Genomic DNA, 19,185 nt, shown 5'->3' on the forward strand with positions numbered 1-19,185 from the left:
CGCCGACAGAAGGAGATTGTCGATGCACCTCGACCAGACGACCGCGCACGACGCGCCCCTGCTCACCGACGCCCGCGAGATGCGGGACAACGCACATCGCGTCATGCCTCTCGATGATGCGCTGCACCTGCTCCAGGTCGATCCAGGCCACAGCCTGGCGGATCCCGGGCTCGCCCGGTTGACGGAGAGCTGCCTGGATCGCCTGTTCCTCGCCGCACGACACCAGGCCGAGCGCAACCACGACGGGATCCTGCTGTTGCTGGACCTGCTGCAGCTCGCACAGGGCGCGGAGCGCGTCAGCGCGCGTCGCCTGATGCGCGACGCCATCCACCAGTTGCGCCACCATGTGGAAGACCAGCAACGCTGGCAGTCCCTCGCCGACAACGCAGCGTACTACCGCGACAACCGGCAGGTAGCGGAGCGCATCGCTGCGCGGCTGGCCGCAGAGCGGCCCACTCAGCGATAGTCCTGCTCACGCTGGTGCCGCAGCGCCAGCACGGTCACCGTGGCGGCGTCCTCCACCTCGAACAGCGCGACGTATCCGGTCGCACCAAAACCGATCACCAGTTCTCGCATGAAAGGGTTGCCGACCGCTGGCCTGCAGGCAAAAGGCGAGGTTTCCAGAAGCACCAGGCCATGCTCGATGGCCCGCAACGAAGAGTCGGCGATTCCGGGACTGTCCTGCTCCTGCTGTAGCACGAACGTGTACAGCCGCACCAGATCTTCGCGCGCTTCTTCCGTGAAGCGTACCTGGAACATCAGCGCCTTCCTTTTGTGTCCGCTTTGGCGTGGCGCATGGCGGTCCGAAGTTCACCGACGACGTCTGCGGCGGCGTAATAGACACCGGTTCGCCGCGCGGCGTCGCGGGATAGAAGCCCTCGCGCAACGAAGGCTTCCTGTTGTTGGCGGAGGTCGATCTGGGCACGGATCGACTGCTCGACGAAGCCAGACAGCGACTCTCCCTCTCGCAGTACGTCTTCCGCCGCCTTGCGGAGAGCGGGGTCGACACGAAGCGAGGGAAAGGTGGACGTTTTCATCACCAACTCCCTGCGTTGCAATTGCAACGCAGCATGCGCGCTTCCGACGGCTACCGCAAGCCCTCCACGGCCCGTCACGTCTGGCCTGCGTCCACGGCAAGCGCCTGGATGAGGTCGCGAACCGCCTTGCGGTGCGGGTCGGAGAGCTTGCGACACAGCTCAATGGCGATCCGGTCCCGGGCGTCCATGCGCTCCGTCGCGACCTGGGCCTGAGCTACACCCCCCGAGCATTGGGACGAAACCCGGCTTGGCGCATGGCTGTGCCGCAACCTGCTGGAACCTTCGTTGACCCATGCCAGCAAGCAGGCCTTCGTCTCCGCCTGGTTGCGTGCGTTGCTGGACACCGAGGGCTTCACGCTGGCGCGCGCCAACCATTTGAAGTTCACGCTGCGCAAGCTGCTGGACGAAAACATCCGGCGCCTGCGCCGCGAAGCGGTGAATCGTGCTTACCAGGACGTCCTGTTCGGTGAAGGTCGCGAGACCCGGGTGATGGTGGGCGGCGACTTCCTGTTCGAGTTCGATCCGCAAGGCTATGCACCCAGTCGTGACTACGACCCGCGCAGGAGCGAGTACGGCCACTGGGACTTCCGCAAGCACTTCCACGGGCGCATCGGCGACTTCGACAGCAAGGAAGAATTCGAATGCGCCGTGCAGTTGGACATGCTGGCGCAGGCGGGACGGATCCGGTACTGGGTGCGTAACCTGGTCAACCGCGGCGGCGGTTCGTTCTTCCTGCAGAAAGCCAGCGGCCGGTTCTACCCGGACTTCGTCTGCGTACGGAACGACGGCACGACCCTCGTCGTCGAGTACAAGGGCGCACAAGGCTGGACGGATGCACAGGACGACCGCGACATCGGTGCCCTTTGGGCGGAACTCAGTGAGGGTGCATGCCGGTTCGTGATGGTGCGCAACCGCCAATGGCAGGACATAGACGCCCATCTGGCGTAACCCGGGCCGCACGGCGCGTCGCGTGCCGATCATCATCCGGCGTGTTCCCGCTTGGCGCTAAACTGGACGCACCTCGAAGCAAGGAACACCCTATGCGTCCCACCGCGCGCCTGCCATTCGCCTCGGCCCTGCTCCTCCTCAGTGCCTGCGCCAACGGTGGCCCTTGGGTCGAAGTGGGCGGCGAGCGATTCAAGGTCGAGATCGCCGACGATGACGCCGAGCGGGCGCGCGGCCTGATGTTCCGCAATGAGCTGGCGGCCGGCACCGGCATGCTCTTCATCCATGAGGCCGAGCAGTCGCAGGCGTACTGGATGAAGAACACCCGTATTCCGCTCGACATCCTGTACTTCGACAACGACCGCAAGCTGGTCACCCAGCAGCGCAACGTACCGCCATGCTCCGGCGGCAACAGCTGCCCGTCCTACCCCAGCGACAAACCGGCCCGCTATGTACTGGAGCTCAATGCGGGCGAGGCCGAACGGTTGAAGCTGCAGGACGGCGCCGAGCTGGGCTTCGGCAAGGGCATCCCGCCCGTCCGCTGAGGCTTGATTGTGGGGGCGATTGGCCGCAGTCTGTGGTCATGGGGGATCGACTGACATTGCCGGAATGGAATGCGTTGGCCAGCCAGGCGGATGACACCGTGCCGCTGCTGGAAACCGCGCTACTGATTGCGCGCGACGAGTACCCCGATCTCGACGCCGACCTGTACGACACGCTGGTGCAGAGCCACGCCGAGCACCTGCGCCACGAGATCTCCACGATCGAGCCGTGGCCGCTGAAGATGGCGGCGATCAACCGCTACCTGTTCGACGAACTCGGGTACACCGGCAACCACGACGAGTACTACGACCCGCGCAACAGCTACCTCAACCAGGTGTTCGAGCGCCGGCTGGGCAATCCCGTGTCGCTGGCGATGGTGCAGATGGAAGTGGCGCACCGCTTGGGCGTGCCGCTGGATGGCGTATCGTTCCCCGGCCATTTCCTAGTGCGCCTGCCGGTCGATGACGGCCTGCTGGTGATGGATCCGTTCAATGGTGGCCGTCCGCTGGGCGTGGACGAACTGCGCGAACGCGCCAAGCCCCATCTCGGCGGCGACATGCCGGACGATGCCGCGCTGCTGCACATCCTCAATCCCGCCTCGCCGCGCGCGATCCTGGTGCGCACACTGCGCAACCTGCATGGCGTCTACGCCGAGCGCGAGGAATGGGACCGCGCCGCACGCAGCGCCGACCGGGTGCTGAAGCTGACGCCCGACCAGCCTGAAGCGCTACGCGACCGCGGCCTGGCCTATCTGAAAATGGACTACAAAGCCGGCGCGCAGCGCGACCTGGCCCGCTACCTGCACCTGTCGCCGGAGGCGAAGGACGCGCCCGATCTGCGCGAACAGCTGGTGGAACTCAACGCGGTGCGTACGTCGCGGATGCATTGATGCGCGGGATCATCGCAGCCTGGGCGGTAGCTGTATCGGTGTTGCCGACGACGACATTGGCGGGGCCTCGAGACGGTGTAAGTGAGTCTGTCCTGCTGGAGTCCGCCCAGGAATACGCCGCCGTCGCTGGCCTGAGCGACCTGAGAACGGCAACCATCCCGGCGGGCACACGCGAGATCAGAATCTGGACCGGCTTCGGCTTGATCACGCCACACCATTCGATTGCCGTCACGGTTCGACCCGCGCAACCGGTGGAAGGCCGCGCACTCAATCGCTTCCAGTACGACCCCGACGATGCCGAGTACATGCGCGAGTTATTGGATGAGTGCGCGTCCGATCCGCGACACCAGCAAGACATCATGATCTGCGACGCGAAACTGCCGCGCCCGGTTGACTGGCAGTCGCTCTACAGGAAGATTGAGCGGCTCGGCATCGCGACATTGCCGGATGAGTCCCTGTTGCCGCCCACGAACCACCGCATCCATGATGGCGCCGCCGTCCTGGTGGAGATCGCAACCGCCGACGGATATCGTGCGTACGACTACTCCAACCCCATGTTCCGAAGCGAGCCGGAGGCGCAGGCCGCTCTCGAGATCATGCGCACTGTAAACGGCATATTTTACTGAGCCTGCTGGACCGTACTTACGGCTCCAGCTCCACCATCTCGAAATCATCCTTGCCCACCCCGCAATCGGGGCAGGTCCAGTCGGCCGGGATGTCCTCCCAGCGCGTGCCCGGGGCGATGCCTTCTTCGGGCAGCCCATCGGCCTCGTCGTAGATGAAACCGCAGACCACGCACATCCAAGTGCGGAACATGGTGTCGGTGGCGTCGGTCATCGGATAATGCCGGCTGTGGGGAGCGGCCATTGTCCCATCGCCGCCCACGTACCGGAAGTTCGCCGATGACCCCCCTGCCGCCGTCCGTCCGCGCTGCCCGCGGGCTGTACCTGATCACGCCGGAAGAGCCTGATACCGCGTGCCTGCTGGCGCGCGTGGCGGCCGTGCTGCCGCAGGCGACGTGGCTGCAGTACCGGCAGAAAGACGCGGACAGCGTGCGCCGCCACGCGCAGGCAACGGCCCTGCAGGCCTTGTGCGCGCAGGCCGACGTGCCGCTGATCATCAACGACGATGTCGCGCTCGCCGAGGCCGTCGGCGCCGCCGGCGTGCATCTGGGCGAGGACGATGGCGATATCGCCGCCGCGCGTGCGCGCCTCGGCACACACGCCATCGTCGGCGCCTCGTGCTACGACGATGCAATCCTCGCCGAGCGCGCCGTCGCGGCCGGTGCCAGCTATGTGGCCTTCGGCGCCTTCTTCCCCACCACCAGCAAGATCACTACGCGACGCGCCACACCCGCATTGCTGACCGGCGCCGCGGCACTGGGCGTCCCGCGGGTGGCGATAGGCGGCATAACGCCGGACAATATGGGCCCGCTGGTGGCGGCTGGCGCCGATCTGGTCGCCGTGATCGGCGGCGTGTTCGAGGCCCCCGATCCGGTGGTGGCGTCGATCGCCTACCGGCAGGGCTTCGAAGGCCGCTGACCCCCCATGTTGTGGGAGCGACGTAAGTCGCGATGATGGGCCGATGGTGGTTCATCGCGACTTACGTCGCTCCCACAGGACGATTTCCCTTCTTTTGGACCCTCCCATGAACCACGACCAGTCCCACGCCCTCTTCGCCCGCGCCCAGCAACTGCTGCCCGGCGGCGTCAACTCGCCGGTGCGCGCGTTCAAGTCGGTGGGCGGTGAACCGTTCTTCGTGCAGCGCGCCGATGGCGCCTACCTGCACGACGTCGACGGCAACCGCTACATCGACTATGTCGGCTCGTGGGGCCCGATGATCGTCGGCCACAACCATCCGGCCGTGCGCGACGCCGTGCAGGCGGCGATCCAGAACGGCCTGTCGTACGGCGCGCCGTGCCCGGCCGAAGTGACGATGGCGGAGACGATCACGCGCCTGGTGCCGTCGTGCGAAATGGTGCGCATGGTCAACTCGGGCACCGAGGCCACGCTGTCGGCGATCCGCCTGGCGCGCGGCGTGACCGGCCGCAACCGGATCGTGAAGTTCGAAGGCTGCTACCACGGCCATGGCGACTCGTTCCTGGTGAAGGCCGGCAGCGGCATGCTGACGCTGGGCGTGCCGACCTCGCCCGGTGTGCCCGCAGGCCTCAGCGAACTGACGCTGACGCTGAGCTACAACGACTTCGATGGCGCGACCGCGCTGTTCGAGCAGTACGGCAGCGAGATCGCCTGCCTGATCATCGAGCCCGTCGTCGGCAACGCCAACTGCCTGCCGCCGCGCGAAGGCTACCTGCAGCACCTGCGCACCCTTTGCACGCAGCACGGCGCGCTGCTGATCTTCGATGAGGTGATGACCGGCTTCCGCGTCGCCCTCGGCGGCGCGCAGGCGCACTACGGCATCACGCCGGACCTGACCACCTTCGGCAAGATCATCGGCGGCGGCATGCCGGTGGGCGCGTACGGCGGTCGCCGCGAACTGATGCAGCAGATCGCGCCGGCCGGCCCGATCTACCAGGCCGGCACGCTGAGCGGCAATCCGGTGGCGATGGCCGCGGGCCTGGCGATGCTGGAGCTGATCCAGGCGCCCGGTTTCCATGACGGGCTCACTGACGCGACCGCAGCGCTGTGCGAAGGCATGGAGGCCGCCGCCCGCAAGGCCGGCGTGCCGCTGACCACCACGCGCGTCGGCGCGATGTTCGGCCTGTTCTTCACCGACCAGCAGGTCGACACCTACGCACAGGCGGTCGCCTGCGATACCGCGGCGTTCAACCGCTTTTTCCACGCCATGCTGGAGCGCGGTGTGTATCTGGCGCCCTCCGCGTTCGAAGCCGGCTTCATGTCCAGCGCGCATACGCCGGACGTCATCGAGACGACGCTGGCCGCCGCACGCGAATCCTTCAAGGTGGTAGCGGCGGGATGAAGCCCCGCATCCACCAGGTGCTGTTCGATTTCGACGGCGTGCTGGCCCACTACCGCCACGAGGTGCGCATCGCGCATCTCGCGGCGCATGCCGGCTGCGAACACGAGCATGTCCGCAGCACGCTGTTCGTCTCCGGGCTGGAAACCGAGTACGACAGCGGCGCCATCGACACGACAACCTACCTGCGGCGGCTGGGTGAGGGCGTCGGTGCGGCGATCGACGAAGAGACGTGGATCGCCTCGCGCATGGCCGGCAGCACCGCCATCGACGACGTGCTGAGCCGGATCGCCGCCATGCATGTGGACGTCGCGATGGGTGTACTGACCAACAACGGCGCGCTGATGACGCGGGCGATCCCGCGCATCGTGACGCCGGTGGCCGCCCGCATCGAAGGCCGCGTGCTGACCAGCGGTGGGCTGCAGCGGCGCAAGCCGCTGCCATCGACCTTCACCCATGCGCTCGACCTGCTGGGTTGGGACGCCGCGAGCACCTTGTTCGTCGACGACCTTTTCACCAACGTGCAGGGTGCGCGCGAGGCCGGCTTGCACGCGGAGACCGTCACCGACGGGCGCAGCTTCGGCAAGGCGCTGAAGCGCTACGTGTTCGGCCCCCAGACCGGCTGGTGAACCGCGCCGTTTGAAACTTGGTTGACGCCGCGACGGGACACTGGTGTCCATTCACCGGAGACCTGTCGCCATGTCCTTCCTTGCACGCATCCTGCTGGCCAGCCTGCTGCTCGCCGTCACCGCGCCGCTCCACGCCGATGGGACCGGCCGGATCCTGATCGTCGTCAGCGGCGAAGGCCGCGACCAGGGCAAGACGCGTCCCGGCTACGAGTTCGACGAACTCTCGCAGGCGTGGCTGATCTTCAAGGCGAACGGCTTCGCCGTCGACGTCGCCAGCCCGCAGGGCGGTGCGGTGGAGGCCGACAAGTACAACGCGCAGGAGCCGTTCAATGCCGCCCTGCTCGCCGATGAAGACGCGATGCGCATGCTCGCCGACACGCGGAAGACCGCGGACGTCGCCGCCACCGACTACGCCGCCATTTACGTGGTCGGCGGCAAGGGCGCGATGTTCGACCTGCCTCGCGATCAGGCGCTGCGGACACTGCTCGCCGACGCGTACGACCATGGCGCCGTGATCGGTGCGGTCTGCCACGGTCCCGCCGCACTCGCGGACGTGCGCCTGCGCGACGGCACGCCACTCGTTCAGGGCAAGGCGACGACCGGTTTCACCAACGAAGAGGAAGCCCTGTTCGGCAAGCGCTGGGCAAAGGAATTCCCGTGGCTGCTTGAAGACAAGCTGCACGGACACGGCGCGCACTGGCAGGAAGCACCGCTGATGATGTCGAAGGTCGTCGTCGATGGGCGCCTGGTCACCGGACAGAACCCGTATTCCACGCCCGGCGTGGCCGACGCCATCGTGCGTGCCACGGGACGCACGCCGGTCGCGCGCACGCCATGGCGCGACGAACTGACGATGGGGCTGGCGGCGCAGGCACGCGACGGTCATGTGCAGCAGGTTGCGCATGCGCTCGCCACGGACACGGCGCGCTACCACATCGACCTGCTCGGCCTGCTGGGCTACTACCAGGCGCAGGCGGCGACCGGCGACGACGATGTGCGGCATGCCCTGCAGCTGATGCAGCTGGCGATGCCCTACATGGCGGCACCGCAACTGAAACTCGGCGCAGCGGAAGCGCACCTGCGGCTCGGCGAACGGGATCAGGCGAAGGTATTGGTGCAGCGCGTGCTGGCGGCCACACCCGACATGGCAGAAGCTAAGGCCCTCCTGCAACGCATCGACGGTTGAACGATGACGGCTTCTCGCCTGCGCCTTCTGGTGATCGAGGACAACCCGCTGCTGCGTGCGCAGCTCGAAGGGCTGCTGGTGGCGGAAGGCATCGACGTCGACTTCGCCGGCGACGGCCTGAGCGGACTGCAGATGGCGCTGGCCTCGCCGCCGGACGTGCTGGTTCTCGACCTCGGCCTTCCGGGCCTGGACGGCCTGCGCCTGTGCGAACGCCTGCGCGCGGAGGCCGACCGGCACGTGCCGGTGCTGATGCTGACCGCGCGCGACACGCTGGACGACAAGCTGCAGGGTTTTCGCGCGGGTGCCGACGACTATCTGGTCAAACCGTTCGCCGGCGCGGAACTGCTGGCGCGCTGCATTGCGCTCTCGCAACGCCATCGCGCCGGACAGACGCATGTGCTGCGGATCGGCACGCTGCAGGTCGATCGCCGCCATGCCCGTGCGCAGCGGGACGGTCGCGATCTCGACCTGCACGCCACCAGCTACCAGATCCTGTTGGCGCTGGCCGAGGCCTGGCCGCGCACGCTGACGCGTAGCGAGCTGATCCAGCAGCTGTGGGGCGACGCGCCGCCGGAGTCCGACCCGCTGCGCACGCACCTGTACCTGCTGCGTCAGGCATTGGACAAGCCGTTCGCCACGTCCATGCTGAAGACGGTGCATGGTGTCGGCTTCCGGCTGGAGGCCGATGCATGACGCCGCTTTCCACCCTGCCGCGCCGACGCCTGCGTAATCGCCTGATGCTGGCGTTCGCCGGCTTCACCGGGCTGGTCACCGTGCTGTTCGCCCTGTACGTCCTGCTGTTCGTCTACACGGTGGAAGACCAGCTGTTCGAGACGATGCTCGACCGCGAAGTCGCGGCGCAGCAGGCGTACCACGACGAACACGGGCGGTGGACGACGCCCCGCGACGGCTTCATGTCGATCGTGCCGACGGCATCGGATCTGCCTGACGGCATCGCCGGCGTGCTGCGCGAGGAGCCGCGACGGCGCGAGTTCGCCGGCAGCGAAGGCCGCCATTACCACCTGCGATTGCTGCAGCCGCGCAGTGCGGACGAGGCACCTGCGTGGCTGGTCGCCGAAGTCAGCGCGCTGCTCGTCGTCCGGCCCATGCGCGGGCAGATCCTGCACCTGCTGGTGTGGTCGGGCGTCGCCATGGTCGCGCTGGCGCTGCTGCTGGGCGGCTGGCTGGCGCGGCGCACCACCGCGCCGCTGTCGCGACTGGCGGATGCCGTCGCCGACGCGACGCCGGAACGGCTCCCGCCCGGTTTCGCCGCCGGCTTCGCGGACGATGAAGTGGGCGTGGTCGCGCGCCGGCTCGACGACCTGATCGCGCGCGTCGGGGAGTTCGTCGAGCGCGAACGCGAGTTCACCCGCGATGCCAGCCACGAACTGCGCACACCGCTGACCGTGATCCGCACCGCGACCGAGCGACTGGGCACGGAACCCGGCCTGTCCGACGGCGCACGGCGCCACCTCGACCACATCGCGCAGTCGGCACGTCAGCTGGAACAGACGGTCGTCCTGCTGCTGTCGCTGGCACGCGAGCAGAGCTCGACCGAGACGGCGCTTGCGATACCCGTGCTGCCGGTGCTCGAACGCGTCATCATCGAGCAGTCGCCGCTGCTGGAACACAAGCCGGTCGAGGTGCAGGTCGATGTCGGCGGCGATGTCTTCGCCGCGCTTCCGGTGCCGGTGCTGAACATCCTGCTGTCCAACCTGGTCGGCAACGCCTTCGCGCACACCCGCGAGGGCCGCATCGTGGTCGACATGGACGGTGGCACGCTTCGCGTCAGCAATCCCGGCGGCGACGTGCAGGAACGCGACTTCGCGCCGTTCGTGAAAGGCGGTGACAGCGGTGGATCCGGCCTGGGCCTGGCCATCGTGCGGCGCCTCTGCGAACGACACGGCATCGCCGTGCGCATCGACACCCTGTCCGGACGGACGGTCGCGCGGCTCACGCTGCCGGCGAGCTGACCCCGAACCTGGTCAGCCTGCGAATGCCCGCAACGCGGCGTGCAGCCGCTTCAGGCCGTCGGCCACTTCCGCATCGGTGATGTTGAGCGACGGTACGAAGCGCAACACGTCGGGGCCGGCCTGCAGCATCAGCAGGCCTTGCGCCGCCGCCAGGTCCAGCACTTCGCCGGCGCGCCCCGCGTACTTGGCATTCAGCACCGCACCGAGCATCAGACCACGGCCGCGCACCTGCGAGAACAGGCCGAGCTCGGCATTGATCGTCTCCAGGCCCTTGCGCAGCGCAGCCGCCTGGCGCGCCACGTTGTTGGCGATCTGCGGCGACGCCAGCTTGCGCAGCGCCACGCGCGCGACCGCGGCCGCCAACGGATTGCCGCCGAACGTGGTGCCGTGCGCGCCGAACTGCATCACCTCGGCCACCTTCGGCCCGGCCAGCATCGCGCCGATCGGGAAGCCGCCGCCCAGCGCCTTGGCCAGCGTGACGATGTCCGGCACCACGCCGTCCTGCCAGTGCGCGAACAGCGTACCGGTGCGGCCCATGCCGGCCTGGATTTCGTCCAGTACCAGCAGCGCGCCATGGTGGTCGCACAGCGCACGGACGGCGCTCAGGAACCCGGGAGCGGCCGGCATCACGCCGCCCTCGCCCTGCACCGGCTCCAGCATCACCGCGGCCACGTCGCCGCAGGACATGGCGATTTCCAGCTGGGTCAGGTCGTTGAAGTCGACGTAGCGGAAGCCGGCCGGCAGCGGCTCGTAGCCTTCCTGGTACTTGGGTTGTGCGGTCGCGGTGACCGCCGCCAGCGTGCGGCCATGGAAGCTGCCGCGGAAGGTCACGATGACGCGTTGATCCGGCGCACGACCCTGGGCGCTCGCCCACTTGCGCACCAGCTTGATCGCGGCCTCGTTGGCTTCCGCGCCGGAATTGCACAGGAACACGCGCTCGGCGAAGCGCGAGGCGGTCACCAGTTCCTCGGCCAGCCGCAGCGGCGGCTCGCTGTAGAAGACGTTGCTGGTGTGCCACAGCTTGCACGCCTGCTCGGTGAGCGCGGCGACCAGGTCCGGATCGTTGTGGCCGAGGCCGCAGACGGCGATGCCCGCCGACAGGTCCAGATATTCGCGCCCCTCGCTGTCCCAGACGCGCGCGCCCTGGCCGCGCTCCAGGATCACCTCGCGCGGACGGTAGACCGGGAGGTAATAGCGCTGTCCGTTCGACAGCAGGTCGGGGGTCGTGGCACTCATGGCGACGGCTCGGCGGCGGTAGGGGCCGCGTATTGTCGCTCATCACGCCGCCCGCACCAGCGGGCGGTGCAGCATGCCGCCGTCAGCCGGCGAACGCGATCTCCGCCGCCGGCAGCGCGCGGATGCCGACGCCGAAACTGCGGATCGCCGGCAGCGTGGCGTTGTGGTGGGCGCGGATCTGCTGCGCATCGGCATGCGGCTTGTCGTGCGTGGTGTGCGCATCCGACGCCAGCACCACGTGGTAGCCGTGCGCGGCGGCGCTCCGCGTCGTGGTATCCACGCAGAACTCGGTGGCGTAACCGCACAGCACCACGCCTTCCACCCCGCAGAACGACAGCACTTCGTCCAGCCCGGTGCGCAGGAACGAGTCCGGCGTGGTCTTGCGGATGCGGTGGTCGCCCTCGATCACCCGCAGACCCGGATGCAGCGCCCAGCCGGGCGACTCGGCCTCGAGGTCGCCGGCCCGCTCGTGCTGCACGAACACCACCGGCGCGGCGGCTTCGCGCGCCTTGTCGGCCAGTGCATTGATCCGCTCGATCACCCCATCGGCGTCGGCCGGCTGCGGTTCGAACAGGCCACGTTGCACATCGATCACGACCAGGGCGAGATTCATCTAGCGGACTCCTCGTTCGTCTGCCTTACCAGCTTCCCGTATTCGGCATCGAAAGCCAAGGCTCCTGCGGCGGCAGCGATGCGCCCTTCTGCAACAGTTCGATGGAGATCAGGTCCGGCGTGCGCACGAACGCCATGCGCCCATCGCGCGGCGGGCGGTTGATGGTGATGCCCTGCGACTGCAGGTGCGTGCACAGCGCGTAGATGTCGTCGACCTCGAAGGCGAGGTGCCCGAAGTTGCGGGCGCTGCCGTAGTCCTCGACCGGCGATCCATCTTCCGGCGGCCAGTTCCAGGTCAACTCGACTTCGGCTTCGGGATTGGCCGGCGCACCGAAGTACACCAGCGTGAAGCGACCCTGCGGACTTTCCATGCGGCGGGTTTCGGTCAGGCCCAGGCCTTCGGTGAGGAAGCGGCTGGTCGCGTCCAGATCATGGACGCGGATCATCGCGTGAAGGTATTTCATGACAGGCTCGTCGTAGAAGAAGGAGAAGAAGGAATGGCATCAGGCGATGAGGCCGCCAGTTGGCGGCGCACGTTGTCCGCCATCGCGTCCAAGGCATCGCGTGACGACGGCACCGGCGGACCATGCGGGTACAGGCCGAGCAGGCCGTCAGCGTGTCGCCTCGGTTGCACATGCAGGTGAACGTGCGGCACCTCCTGCCCACCGGCGTCGCCGTTGGACTGCCAGAGGTTCAATCCGGGTGGATCGTCCACTGCACGCAGCGCCCGCGCGATACGGACGGCCAGCTGCATCATCTCCGCGGCGGTATCGGGCGGCAGGTCGTAAATCGTCTCGATATGCGCACGCGGCACGACCAGTACGTGGCCCGGCACCGCCTGGCGCAAATCCATGAAGGCGACCACGTGTGCGCCTTCCGCCACGCGGCTTGCGGGCGCATGGCCTAGGACAATCTCGCAGAAGGGACAGCCGCCGCTCATGGGTCGAGGAAGAGATCCGGCAGCAGCGCCTGCGAGGCGTCGACCGCGTAGGCGGAGAAATCCGTCATACCGCCCTCGCGCAGGACGTCCTCATCGATCAGGAACCGGCCGTGGAAACCGGCTGCCTCGCGGACCAGCACGGCATGCGCGGCGTCGGCCACGATCTGCGGGGTGCGGCAGCGCGGAATCTCCACGCCGGGAATCATGTTCAGCGCATCGGTGGCGATGATGGTGCGGGGCCACAGCGCGTTCACGGCGATGCCCTGCGGACCGAATTCGCCGGCCAGCCCCAGCGTCACGAAGCTCATGCCCATCTTCGCCAGCGTGTAGCCGGTGTGCGGCGCCCACCATTTCGGATCCAGCGACGGTGGCGGCGCCAGCGTCAGGACATGCGGGTTCGCGGCCTGCTTGAGATAGGGGAGCGCGGCCTGTGCGCACAGGAAACTGCCGCGCGCATTGACCTGCTGCATCAGGTCGAAACGCTTCATCGGCGTATCCAGCACACCGGCCAGCCAGATGGCGCTGGCGTTGTTGACCAGGATGTCGATGCCGCCGAACGCGTCGGCCGTCGCCGCCATCGCGGCCTTCACCTCGTCCTCCTCGCGGATATCGCACTTCAGCGCCAGTCCGCGGCCGCCGGCCTCGTTCACCGCCTGCGCGGCAGTGTGGATGGTGCCGGGCAACTTGGGGTTGGGGACCGACGATTTGGCGGCGATGGCCACGTTGGCGCCGTCGCGGGCCGCGCGCAGGGCGATGGCCAGGCCGATGCCACGAGAGGCGCCGGTAATGAAGAGGGTCTTGCCGGCCAACGATGTCATCGCATGTCCTCGGGAAGCGGATCGGAAGTGTCGCGCAAACGGCGTGCGTAACGCTGCAGCAGGCACGGCACGATCAGCCGGTGGATGGGATCGACCGGCAGCATGTAGAGCCGCCCCAGTCGATTGGGCCGCTCCACCACGGTAGCGCAGTAGAGCTTCGCGGGCGCTGGCCCGCGCTTGAGCTGCAGCGACAGCGACACCCGCAGATGCCGGTCTTCGTCGCCCAGCACGAGCTCGTCGCGGACGTGGCCGAACACGGTGAAGATGCCGGCCCGCTCGCCGACCTGGACGTCGTCCGCCGTGCCGACGGCGCGGATATGACCAAGGTCTTTCATGCCCAGCAGACGCATCGCGCGATTGCGCACCGTCATCAGCCCCTCGAACCATCCCGGCACCAGCGCGGCGATGTCGCGGTAGGCCTCGAGGGCGGACGCAGGCGCACGCGGCAGATCGATGCTGGCGCAGTGCGTGAAGTAGGCGCTCCCGATCGCCGGATACAGCGCACTGTCCGCCGGAATGGGGCAGGACGCGGCGCGCGGTTGCACAGTCACGGCTTCGGCCCCTGCCCTTCGTTGTCTTCCCATTTCAGCAGGCGCCGGGTGATGAAGCGGTACACCGGCTTGCCGGTGCGGAACCACAGGTCGCGCAGCCACGACGTGCGCTTCAGCACGCGCCTCTCGACGGGCGTGATGGAGGCGGCGCAATACATGCGCTTGTGCTTAAGCAGGTGCCGCAGGTCCTGCCGCGCCAGCAACCGCATCCAGCGCGAGCGCGGATCGCCGCGGGTGGCGAGCTGGAAATCGATGATCGCTGGCCTGCCGTCGGCCAGTACCAGCCAGTTGGCTTCCTTGGCGAGGTCGTTGTGCGCGATGCCGCGGCGGTGCAACTGCTGCAACAGCCGGCGCGCACGTCGGAAATAGGCCAGGTCGCTGCGCGGCGGGCGCTGGTACATCGCCGCTCCCTCCATGTAACTGCGGTCCAGCCGGCGGCCGGTCCAGTCCAGCAACTGGGGAACGTCGGCCATACCGGCGACCTGGCGCAACGCCAGCGCCTCGCGCCGCGCCAGCCACCAGGCCGGCAGCCGCAGCCACAACGGAACGTGCGCGAGGTCACGCCGCACGAAGGGGCCTTCCGCCCCCTGCATCAACGAGATACGGCCGAAGCTGTCGGCCTTGAGTGCAGCGATTTCGGAAGGCGAGCGCAAGTCCACCACGTCATTCTACCGTCCATAGGTCGCAGACGCCGGTCAGGTGGCGCCGCCTATAATCCGGCGATGGAAGCTTCCTGGTTCGACAACCTGCTGGCCTGGATCAGCGCGCATCCCATCGCCGCAGGCCTGGTGATCTTCGCCATCGCATTCTGCGATGCGGTGATCATCCTGGGGGCCATCGTGCCGGCACTGCCGCTGCTGTTCGCGGTGGGCGTGCTGATCGGACTGGGTGAAATCTCCGGCCCCTATGCGGTGATCTGCGCCACGCTGGGCGCGCTGATCGGCGATGCCACCAGCTACTGGGTCGGCCACCGCTGGGGGCAGCAGCTGCGCACGGTGTGGCCGTTCCGCAAGTATCCGCAGCTGCTGGACCGCGGCGAACTGCTGTTCCGCCGCAATGCGTGGAAGAGCATCTTCATCGCCCGCTTCGTCGGGCCCATCCGCCCGTTCGTGCCCGCGGTCGCCGGCATCTCGCGCATGCCGCTGCGGCGCTACGTCGTGGCCAGCGGCGCCGCCTGCGTCGCGTGGGCCGCGGCGTTCCTGCTGCCGGGCTGGGTGTTGGGCCACGCCTACGACGCCGTCGCGGCGGTGGCCGGCCGGCTGGCGCTGGTGCTCGGCCTGCTGGTGGTGGTGCTGGCGCTCGCATGGGCGCTGGTGCTGTACACCTACCGCTGGTTCGCCACGCATGCGGACGCCCTGCTGGCGCGTGCGCTGGCATGGTCGCATGCGCATCCGGTGCTGGGCCGCTACACCGCGGCCGTGTTCGAACCGGCTCGACGCGAGTCGGTGCCGCTGGCGCTGCTCGCCATCCTGCTGCTGGCCATCGTCTGGGTGTGGTTCGCCTTCCTCGTCATCGTGATCGGCCATGGCGAACCGCTGGCGGCGGACCTGTGGGTCTATGACCTGATGCGTGCCCTGCGCAATCCACTGGCGGACTACCCGCTGGCCGCGATCGCCTCGCTCGGCGACGAGCAGGTACTCGCGCCGGCCTCGCTGCTGGTGCTGGGCTACCTGTGCTGGCGCAAGCGCTGGATGGCGGCCGGTCACTGGCTGGCGGCCCTGGCCTTCGGCCTGGCGCTGACGGCGTGGCTGGGCGCATCGGTCGATATTCCGAAGCCGCCGAGCGTCAGCAGCGGCTTCGGCTTCCCGTCCATCGCGGTGACGATGTCGACCATCACCTTCGGCTTCTTCGCCGTGCTGATCGCGCGCGAACTGCCGGGCCGCACGCGGGTGTGGCCCTACCTGGTGTCGGGCCTGGTGGTGGCGCTGATCGGCTTCGCGCGGATCTATCTGGGCGCGCACTGGCTCAGCGACATCATCGGCGGCATGTTGTTCGGTCTGGTGTGGCTGTTGGTGCTCGGCATCGCCTACCGCCGGCGCATGGTGCGCTCGTTCTGGATCAAGCCGATCGCGTGGCTGTTCTACGGTGCGTTCGTAGTGGCGGGCCTGTGGCATGCGCCGCGCAACGTCGAACACATGCTGGCGCAGTTCCAGGCGCCGGTGATCGAGGGGCGCGTCGCCCTGCAGGACTGGTGGAACGAGGGCTGGCAGTCGCTGCCTGCGCGTCGCAACGAATTCGACGACGAGCAGCGCTGGCCGCTGGACGTGCAGGTCGCCGGTCCGCTGGCGCCGCTGAAGGCGACGCTGTCGGCGGCCGGCTGGCGCGAGCAGCCGCAGGCGGGTTGGGAAGACGCGCTGAACATGCTGGACAGCGACCTGTCCGATGACGAACAGCCGGTGCTGCCGGCCACACTGGACACGCGCGCGGAGAGCCTGTTGATGCTGCGCCAGGGCGACCAGCCCGGCGAGGTCTACGTGTTGCGCCTGTGGCCCGCCGACACGCGCCTGCAACCGGGTGAGGTGCCGTTGTGGATCGGCAGTGCGCAGGTGCTCCAGCAACAGCGCGCCTTCAACCTGGTGCGCCTGTGGCGGCCACTGCGCGAAGCGCGCACCGCGCTGGATGCGGTGACGAAGGCCACGTCGGACCTCGACCACGCGATCGCGCCACATCCGGACTCCGGATTGCCGGTGCTGCGACTGCGCACGGATAGCGAACCCACCCCGCCTTGAGCCGGTGGGCGCTTGCGGGGCAAGGCCAACCGCGGTGCCCTCGGGGCTGAAGCCGCACCTGCACTGGCAGCGTCAGTCGATCCACTCCAGCAGACGTTGCAGGCGTGCGTGCACATCATCCTCCTGCAGGATCGATACGCGCTGTTCGGGCGTGATGGGCAGTATCTGCGCCAGCCGCCAGCCAACCCAGCCGGCCTGCTCGAAGATGCGTGCCGGCAGTCCGCTCAGATCGGTGCCGGTCTTTTCCATCATGGTCTGCAGCAGGGTGCCGAGCAGCGCGTGCTCCGGACGCAGCATGTCTTCCCCATCCGCGTGCAGCCACTCCACGTCCGCCATGACCAGGCCGTTGTCGCGCACGCGCGTACGGATCGCATGGAAGCGTCGATGGCCACGCACGCGCAGCGTCAGCAGGCCGTCGTTGCCGGTGTCGAAGTCCTCGATCCGCGCCTCGGTGCCGTAGGCCGCCGGTGTCGCGGGTGCACCGGCTTCGTTGCCTTCCAGGATCAGGCAGATACCGAAGCCGCCGCCGGACCGTCCGCAATCGCGGACCAGGTCCAGGTAGCGGCGCTCGAACACGCGCAGATCCATCGCGGCACCCGGCAACAGCACCTGGTGCAGTGGGAACAACGGCAGCGATTCGTGCGCCATGCCCGCCGACTCAGCCCTGCAGGGCCGCCAGGAAGCGACGCGGTGCGCCGTCGAAGCCGCCGTTGGACATGAAGACGACGTGGTCGCCCGGGCGCGCCTGCGCCTTCAGCGCGGCGATCAGGGCATCGGCGTCGGGCACGGTGCGCGCATCGCCGCGGATCGCGGCGACGACCTTGCCGGCGTCCCACGCGAGTTCCGGACGATGCAGGAACACCACGCCATCGGCGATATCCAGCGAGGGCGCGAGTGCTTCGGCGTGCGCGCCAGAGCGCATCGAATTGCTACGCGGCTCCATCGCCACCAGGATGCGCGCCGTACCGACGCGCGCGCGCAGGCCTTCCAGCGTGGTGTGGATGGCGGTGGGATGGTGGGCGAAGTCGTCGTAGATGGTGATGCCGTCGTGCTGGCCAATCACTTCCAGCCGCCGTTTCACGCTGCGGAATGCCGCCAAGGCCGGCAGCACGGTGGCGACATCGACGCCGACCGCATGGCAGGCGGCCAGCGCCGCCAGGCCGTTCAGCACGTTGTGGCGACCCAGCATCGGCCAGTTCACCTCGCCGATCTCGACGCCGTTGTGGCGCACGGCGAACGCGCTGCCGTCCTCGCGGATCAGGCGCGCACTCCACTCCAGCCCGGCATCGAAGCCGAAGCGTTCCACCGGCGTCCAGCAACCCATCGCCAGCACTTCCGCCAGGCGCGTGTCTTCGCCGTTGACGATCAGGCGGCCGCGGCGCGGCACCGTGCGCACGAGATGATGGAACTGGCGCTGGATCGCGGCCACGTCCGGGAAGATGTCGGCGTGGTCGTACTCCAGGTTGTTGAGGATGGCGACCAGCGGGCGGTAGTGGACGAACTTGCTGCGCTTGTCGAAGAACGCGGTGTCGTACTCGTCCGCCTCGACGACGAACTCGCGGCCGCCGCCGATGCGCGCGGACGCACCGAAATCCTCGGCCACGCCGCCGATCAGGAAGCCGGGCGAACGGCCTGCCGCATCCAGCAGGTAGGTCAGGATGGTGGTCGTGGTGGTCTTGCCATGGGTGCCGGCGACGGCCAGCGTGTCGCGGCCCGGCAGCACGCGTTCGGACAGCCACTGCGCGCCGGAGATGTAGCGGCGCCCCTGGTCGAGCACGGCCTCCACGGCGGGGTTGCCGCGCGACAGTGCGTTGCCGATGACGATCTCGTCGCAGTCCGGCGCGATGTTCTGCGGCTGGTAGCCCTGCGCCAGTGCGATGCCGAGTGTCTCCAGCTGGGTCGACATGGGCGGATAGATGGCCTGGTCGCTGCCTTCGACCGTGTGGCCGAGTTCGCGCGCGAGCGCGGCGACGCCGCCCATGAACGTACCGGCGATGCCGAGGATGTGGATCTTCAAGACTGCGATTCCGAAGTAGGTCCGCGAACTTTAGCCGAGCACGCCGGCTTCGGCACACGGACGGCGACTTTCACGGCAACAACACGATGCCGGCGATGGACGCCATCGAGCGCGCGAAATGCAGAAGCCCCGCACAGGCGGGG

The 19,185-nt window shown here is 68.2% G+C and carries 24 protein-coding genes; 12 read left to right on the forward strand and 12 right to left on the reverse strand.

Going from position 1 to position 19,185, the window contains the following annotated elements; genetic code table 11:
• The first annotated feature begins 22 nt into the window (after positions 1 to 22).
• Positions 23 to 466 carry a hypothetical protein gene (locus tag ACSQ1W_RS15140; protein WP_192273130.1) on the forward strand — a complete coding sequence of 148 codons (444 nt, stop codon included), beginning with the start codon at positions 23 to 25 and terminating at the stop codon, positions 464 to 466.
• Here ACSQ1W_RS15140 and ACSQ1W_RS15145 read toward each other — a convergent pair.
• Both ACSQ1W_RS15145 and ACSQ1W_RS15150 read right to left on the reverse strand, forming a co-directional pair.
• Positions 457 to 762, reverse strand: coding sequence for a type II toxin-antitoxin system RelE/ParE family toxin (locus ACSQ1W_RS15145; RefSeq protein WP_192273935.1), 306 nt, complete (start codon positions 760 to 762; stop codon positions 457 to 459). The genes ACSQ1W_RS15140 and ACSQ1W_RS15145 overlap by 10 nt on opposite strands.
• Positions 759 to 1,037, reverse strand: coding sequence for a YlcI/YnfO family protein (locus ACSQ1W_RS15150; RefSeq protein ID WP_192273132.1), 279 nt, complete (start codon positions 1,035 to 1,037; stop codon positions 759 to 761). The genes ACSQ1W_RS15145 and ACSQ1W_RS15150 overlap by 4 nt, the downstream gene beginning before the upstream one ends.
• Before the next feature lie 285 nt (positions 1,038 to 1,322).
• On the opposite strand from ACSQ1W_RS15150, the gene ACSQ1W_RS15155 reads away from it, so the two are divergent.
• The 4 genes from ACSQ1W_RS15155 to ACSQ1W_RS15170 all read left to right on the forward strand — a co-directional run bounded on the left by ACSQ1W_RS15155 (position 1,323) and on the right by ACSQ1W_RS15170 (position 4,040).
• On the forward strand, positions 1,323 to 1,985 hold the full coding sequence (locus tag ACSQ1W_RS15155) for a hypothetical protein (RefSeq protein ID WP_436044476.1): 663 nt from the start codon (positions 1,323 to 1,325) through the stop codon (positions 1,983 to 1,985).
• Positions 1,986 to 2,077: 92 nt separating this feature from the next.
• Positions 2,078 to 2,527, forward strand: coding sequence for a DUF192 domain-containing protein (locus tag ACSQ1W_RS15160; RefSeq protein ID WP_436044477.1), 450 nt, complete (start codon positions 2,078 to 2,080; stop codon positions 2,525 to 2,527).
• Between the two features lie 38 nt (positions 2,528 to 2,565).
• Positions 2,566 to 3,414 (forward strand): SirB1 family protein, encoded by an 849-nt coding sequence (locus tag ACSQ1W_RS15165; RefSeq protein WP_436044478.1) that lies wholly within the window; start codon positions 2,566 to 2,568, stop codon positions 3,412 to 3,414.
• Positions 3,414 to 4,040 carry a hypothetical protein gene (locus ACSQ1W_RS15170; RefSeq protein WP_436044479.1) on the forward strand — a complete coding sequence of 209 codons (627 nt, stop codon included), beginning with the start codon at positions 3,414 to 3,416 and terminating at the stop codon, positions 4,038 to 4,040. Before ACSQ1W_RS15165 ends, ACSQ1W_RS15170 begins: the two co-directional genes overlap by 1 nt.
• A 16-nt stretch (positions 4,041 to 4,056) precedes the next feature.
• Here ACSQ1W_RS15170 and ACSQ1W_RS15175 read toward each other — a convergent pair whose 3' ends face one another.
• Positions 4,057 to 4,281 (reverse strand): rubredoxin, encoded by a 225-nt coding sequence (locus ACSQ1W_RS15175; RefSeq protein ID WP_436044481.1) that lies wholly within the window; start codon positions 4,279 to 4,281, stop codon positions 4,057 to 4,059.
• 35 nt (positions 4,282 to 4,316) lie between these two features.
• Between ACSQ1W_RS15175 and thiE the strand changes: the two genes are divergently transcribed.
• The 6 genes from thiE (at position 4,317) to ACSQ1W_RS15205 (ending at position 10,139) form a co-directional block, all read left to right on the forward strand.
• On the forward strand, positions 4,317 to 4,955 hold the full coding sequence (thiE, locus tag ACSQ1W_RS15180) for a thiamine phosphate synthase (protein ID WP_436044482.1): 639 nt from the start codon (positions 4,317 to 4,319) through the stop codon (positions 4,953 to 4,955).
• 106 nt (positions 4,956 to 5,061) lie between these two features.
• Positions 5,062 to 6,354 carry a glutamate-1-semialdehyde 2,1-aminomutase gene (gene hemL / locus ACSQ1W_RS15185; RefSeq protein ID WP_436044483.1) on the forward strand — a complete coding sequence of 431 codons (1,293 nt, stop codon included), beginning with the start codon at positions 5,062 to 5,064 and terminating at the stop codon, positions 6,352 to 6,354.
• Positions 6,351 to 6,980: an HAD-IA family hydrolase gene (locus ACSQ1W_RS15190; protein WP_436044484.1), complete on the forward strand. Its 630-nt coding sequence runs from the start codon at positions 6,351 to 6,353 to the stop codon at positions 6,978 to 6,980. The genes hemL and ACSQ1W_RS15190 overlap by 4 nt, the downstream gene beginning before the upstream one ends.
• 70 nt (positions 6,981 to 7,050) lie before the next feature.
• Entirely contained in the window at positions 7,051 to 8,166 is a 1,116-nt protein-coding gene (locus ACSQ1W_RS15195; RefSeq protein WP_436044485.1) for a type 1 glutamine amidotransferase domain-containing protein, read from the forward strand.
• A 3-nt stretch (positions 8,167 to 8,169) separates the two neighbouring features.
• Positions 8,170 to 8,859 (forward strand): response regulator transcription factor, encoded by a 690-nt coding sequence (locus ACSQ1W_RS15200; protein WP_436044486.1) that lies wholly within the window; start codon positions 8,170 to 8,172, stop codon positions 8,857 to 8,859.
• A complete protein-coding gene (locus ACSQ1W_RS15205; protein ID WP_436044487.1) occupies positions 8,856 to 10,139 on the forward strand; it encodes a sensor histidine kinase in 1,284 nt (427 codons plus the stop codon). The genes ACSQ1W_RS15200 and ACSQ1W_RS15205 overlap by 4 nt, the downstream gene beginning before the upstream one ends.
• A 12-nt stretch (positions 10,140 to 10,151) precedes the next feature.
• On the opposite strand, the gene ACSQ1W_RS15210 is transcribed toward ACSQ1W_RS15205, so the two are convergent.
• The 7 genes from ACSQ1W_RS15210 to ACSQ1W_RS15240 all read right to left on the reverse strand — a co-directional run bounded on the left by ACSQ1W_RS15210 (position 10,152) and on the right by ACSQ1W_RS15240 (position 14,889).
• Positions 10,152 to 11,375, reverse strand: coding sequence for an acetylornithine transaminase (locus ACSQ1W_RS15210; protein ID WP_436044488.1), 1,224 nt, complete (start codon positions 11,373 to 11,375; stop codon positions 10,152 to 10,154).
• A gap of 82 nt (positions 11,376 to 11,457) precedes the next feature.
• Complete coding sequence (locus tag ACSQ1W_RS15215; RefSeq protein ID WP_192273158.1) at positions 11,458 to 11,988, reverse strand: cysteine hydrolase family protein; 531 nt, start codon at positions 11,986 to 11,988, stop codon at positions 11,458 to 11,460.
• A 25-nt stretch (positions 11,989 to 12,013) separates the two neighbouring features.
• Positions 12,014 to 12,451 carry a VOC family protein gene (locus ACSQ1W_RS15220; protein ID WP_436044489.1) on the reverse strand — a complete coding sequence of 146 codons (438 nt, stop codon included), beginning with the start codon at positions 12,449 to 12,451 and terminating at the stop codon, positions 12,014 to 12,016.
• Positions 12,448 to 12,927: an HIT family protein gene (locus ACSQ1W_RS15225; RefSeq protein ID WP_436044490.1), complete on the reverse strand. Its 480-nt coding sequence runs from the start codon at positions 12,925 to 12,927 to the stop codon at positions 12,448 to 12,450. Before ACSQ1W_RS15225 ends, ACSQ1W_RS15220 begins: the two co-directional genes overlap by 4 nt.
• Entirely contained in the window at positions 12,924 to 13,745 is an 822-nt protein-coding gene (locus ACSQ1W_RS15230) for an SDR family oxidoreductase (protein ID WP_436044492.1), read from the reverse strand. The genes ACSQ1W_RS15225 and ACSQ1W_RS15230 overlap by 4 nt, the downstream gene beginning before the upstream one ends.
• A complete protein-coding gene (locus tag ACSQ1W_RS15235; protein WP_343227323.1) occupies positions 13,742 to 14,290 on the reverse strand; it encodes a DUF2867 domain-containing protein in 549 nt (182 codons plus the stop codon). Before ACSQ1W_RS15235 ends, ACSQ1W_RS15230 begins: the two co-directional genes overlap by 4 nt.
• Positions 14,291 to 14,292: 2 nt before the next feature.
• Entirely contained in the window at positions 14,293 to 14,889 is a 597-nt protein-coding gene (locus ACSQ1W_RS15240; RefSeq protein WP_436046207.1) for a phosphotransferase, read from the reverse strand.
• Between the two features lie 129 nt (positions 14,890 to 15,018).
• Between ACSQ1W_RS15240 and ACSQ1W_RS15245 the strand changes: the two genes are divergently transcribed.
• Positions 15,019 to 17,025 (forward strand): VTT domain-containing protein, encoded by a 2,007-nt coding sequence (locus tag ACSQ1W_RS15245; protein WP_436044493.1) that lies wholly within the window; start codon positions 15,019 to 15,021, stop codon positions 17,023 to 17,025.
• A gap of 72 nt (positions 17,026 to 17,097) precedes the next feature.
• Here the strand turns inward: ACSQ1W_RS15245 and ACSQ1W_RS15250 are convergent, their stop codons facing one another.
• Positions 17,098 to 17,673 carry an LON peptidase substrate-binding domain-containing protein gene (locus tag ACSQ1W_RS15250; RefSeq protein WP_436044494.1) on the reverse strand — a complete coding sequence of 192 codons (576 nt, stop codon included), beginning with the start codon at positions 17,671 to 17,673 and terminating at the stop codon, positions 17,098 to 17,100.
• 10 nt (positions 17,674 to 17,683) lie between these two features.
• Positions 17,684 to 19,042, reverse strand: coding sequence for a UDP-N-acetylmuramate:L-alanyl-gamma-D-glutamyl-meso-diaminopimelate ligase (gene mpl / locus ACSQ1W_RS15255; RefSeq protein WP_436044496.1), 1,359 nt, complete (start codon positions 19,040 to 19,042; stop codon positions 17,684 to 17,686).
• Between the last annotated feature and the right edge of the window lie 143 nt (positions 19,043 to 19,185).

This window comes from Pseudoxanthomonas sp. LjRoot143, from assembly GCF_964252945.1.
Taxonomy (GTDB): Bacteria; Pseudomonadota; Gammaproteobacteria; order Xanthomonadales; family Xanthomonadaceae; genus Pseudoxanthomonas_A.

What these genes read in the sequence shown, in the direction of transcription:
- ACSQ1W_RS15140 (WP_192273130.1), top strand. Translation starts at nt 23, where the DNA reads ATGCACCTCGACCAGACGACCGCGCACGACGCGCCCCTGCTCACCGAC.
- ACSQ1W_RS15150 (WP_192273132.1), bottom strand. Translation starts at nt 1,037, where the DNA reads ATGAAAACGTCCACCTTTCCCTCGCTTCGTGTCGACCCCGCTCTCCGC.
- ACSQ1W_RS15160 (WP_436044477.1), top strand. Translation starts at nt 2,078, where the DNA reads ATGCGTCCCACCGCGCGCCTGCCATTCGCCTCGGCCCTGCTCCTCCTC.
- ACSQ1W_RS15165 (WP_436044478.1), top strand. Translation starts at nt 2,566, where the DNA reads ATGGGGGATCGACTGACATTGCCGGAATGGAATGCGTTGGCCAGCCAG.
- ACSQ1W_RS15170 (WP_436044479.1), top strand. Translation starts at nt 3,414, where the DNA reads ATGCGCGGGATCATCGCAGCCTGGGCGGTAGCTGTATCGGTGTTGCCG.
- ACSQ1W_RS15175 (WP_436044481.1), bottom strand. Translation starts at nt 4,281, where the DNA reads ATGGCCGCTCCCCACAGCCGGCATTATCCGATGACCGACGCCACCGAC.
- thiE (WP_436044482.1), top strand. Translation starts at nt 4,317, where the DNA reads ATGACCCCCCTGCCGCCGTCCGTCCGCGCTGCCCGCGGGCTGTACCTG.
- hemL (WP_436044483.1), top strand. Translation starts at nt 5,062, where the DNA reads ATGAACCACGACCAGTCCCACGCCCTCTTCGCCCGCGCCCAGCAACTG.
- ACSQ1W_RS15190 (WP_436044484.1), top strand. Translation starts at nt 6,351, where the DNA reads ATGAAGCCCCGCATCCACCAGGTGCTGTTCGATTTCGACGGCGTGCTG.
- ACSQ1W_RS15195 (WP_436044485.1), top strand. Translation starts at nt 7,051, where the DNA reads ATGTCCTTCCTTGCACGCATCCTGCTGGCCAGCCTGCTGCTCGCCGTC.
- ACSQ1W_RS15200 (WP_436044486.1), top strand. Translation starts at nt 8,170, where the DNA reads ATGACGGCTTCTCGCCTGCGCCTTCTGGTGATCGAGGACAACCCGCTG.
- ACSQ1W_RS15205 (WP_436044487.1), top strand. Translation starts at nt 8,856, where the DNA reads ATGACGCCGCTTTCCACCCTGCCGCGCCGACGCCTGCGTAATCGCCTG.
- ACSQ1W_RS15210 (WP_436044488.1), bottom strand. Translation starts at nt 11,375, where the DNA reads ATGAGTGCCACGACCCCCGACCTGCTGTCGAACGGACAGCGCTATTAC.
- ACSQ1W_RS15215 (WP_192273158.1), bottom strand. Translation starts at nt 11,988, where the DNA reads ATGAATCTCGCCCTGGTCGTGATCGATGTGCAACGTGGCCTGTTCGAA.
- ACSQ1W_RS15220 (WP_436044489.1), bottom strand. Translation starts at nt 12,451, where the DNA reads ATGAAATACCTTCACGCGATGATCCGCGTCCATGATCTGGACGCGACC.
- ACSQ1W_RS15225 (WP_436044490.1), bottom strand. Translation starts at nt 12,927, where the DNA reads ATGAGCGGCGGCTGTCCCTTCTGCGAGATTGTCCTAGGCCATGCGCCC.
- ACSQ1W_RS15230 (WP_436044492.1), bottom strand. Translation starts at nt 13,745, where the DNA reads ATGACATCGTTGGCCGGCAAGACCCTCTTCATTACCGGCGCCTCTCGT.
- ACSQ1W_RS15240 (WP_436046207.1), bottom strand. Translation starts at nt 14,889, where the DNA reads ATGCAGGGGGCGGAAGGCCCCTTCGTGCGGCGTGACCTCGCGCACGTT.
- ACSQ1W_RS15245 (WP_436044493.1), top strand. Translation starts at nt 15,019, where the DNA reads ATGGAAGCTTCCTGGTTCGACAACCTGCTGGCCTGGATCAGCGCGCAT.
- ACSQ1W_RS15250 (WP_436044494.1), bottom strand. Translation starts at nt 17,673, where the DNA reads ATGGCGCACGAATCGCTGCCGTTGTTCCCACTGCACCAGGTGCTGTTG.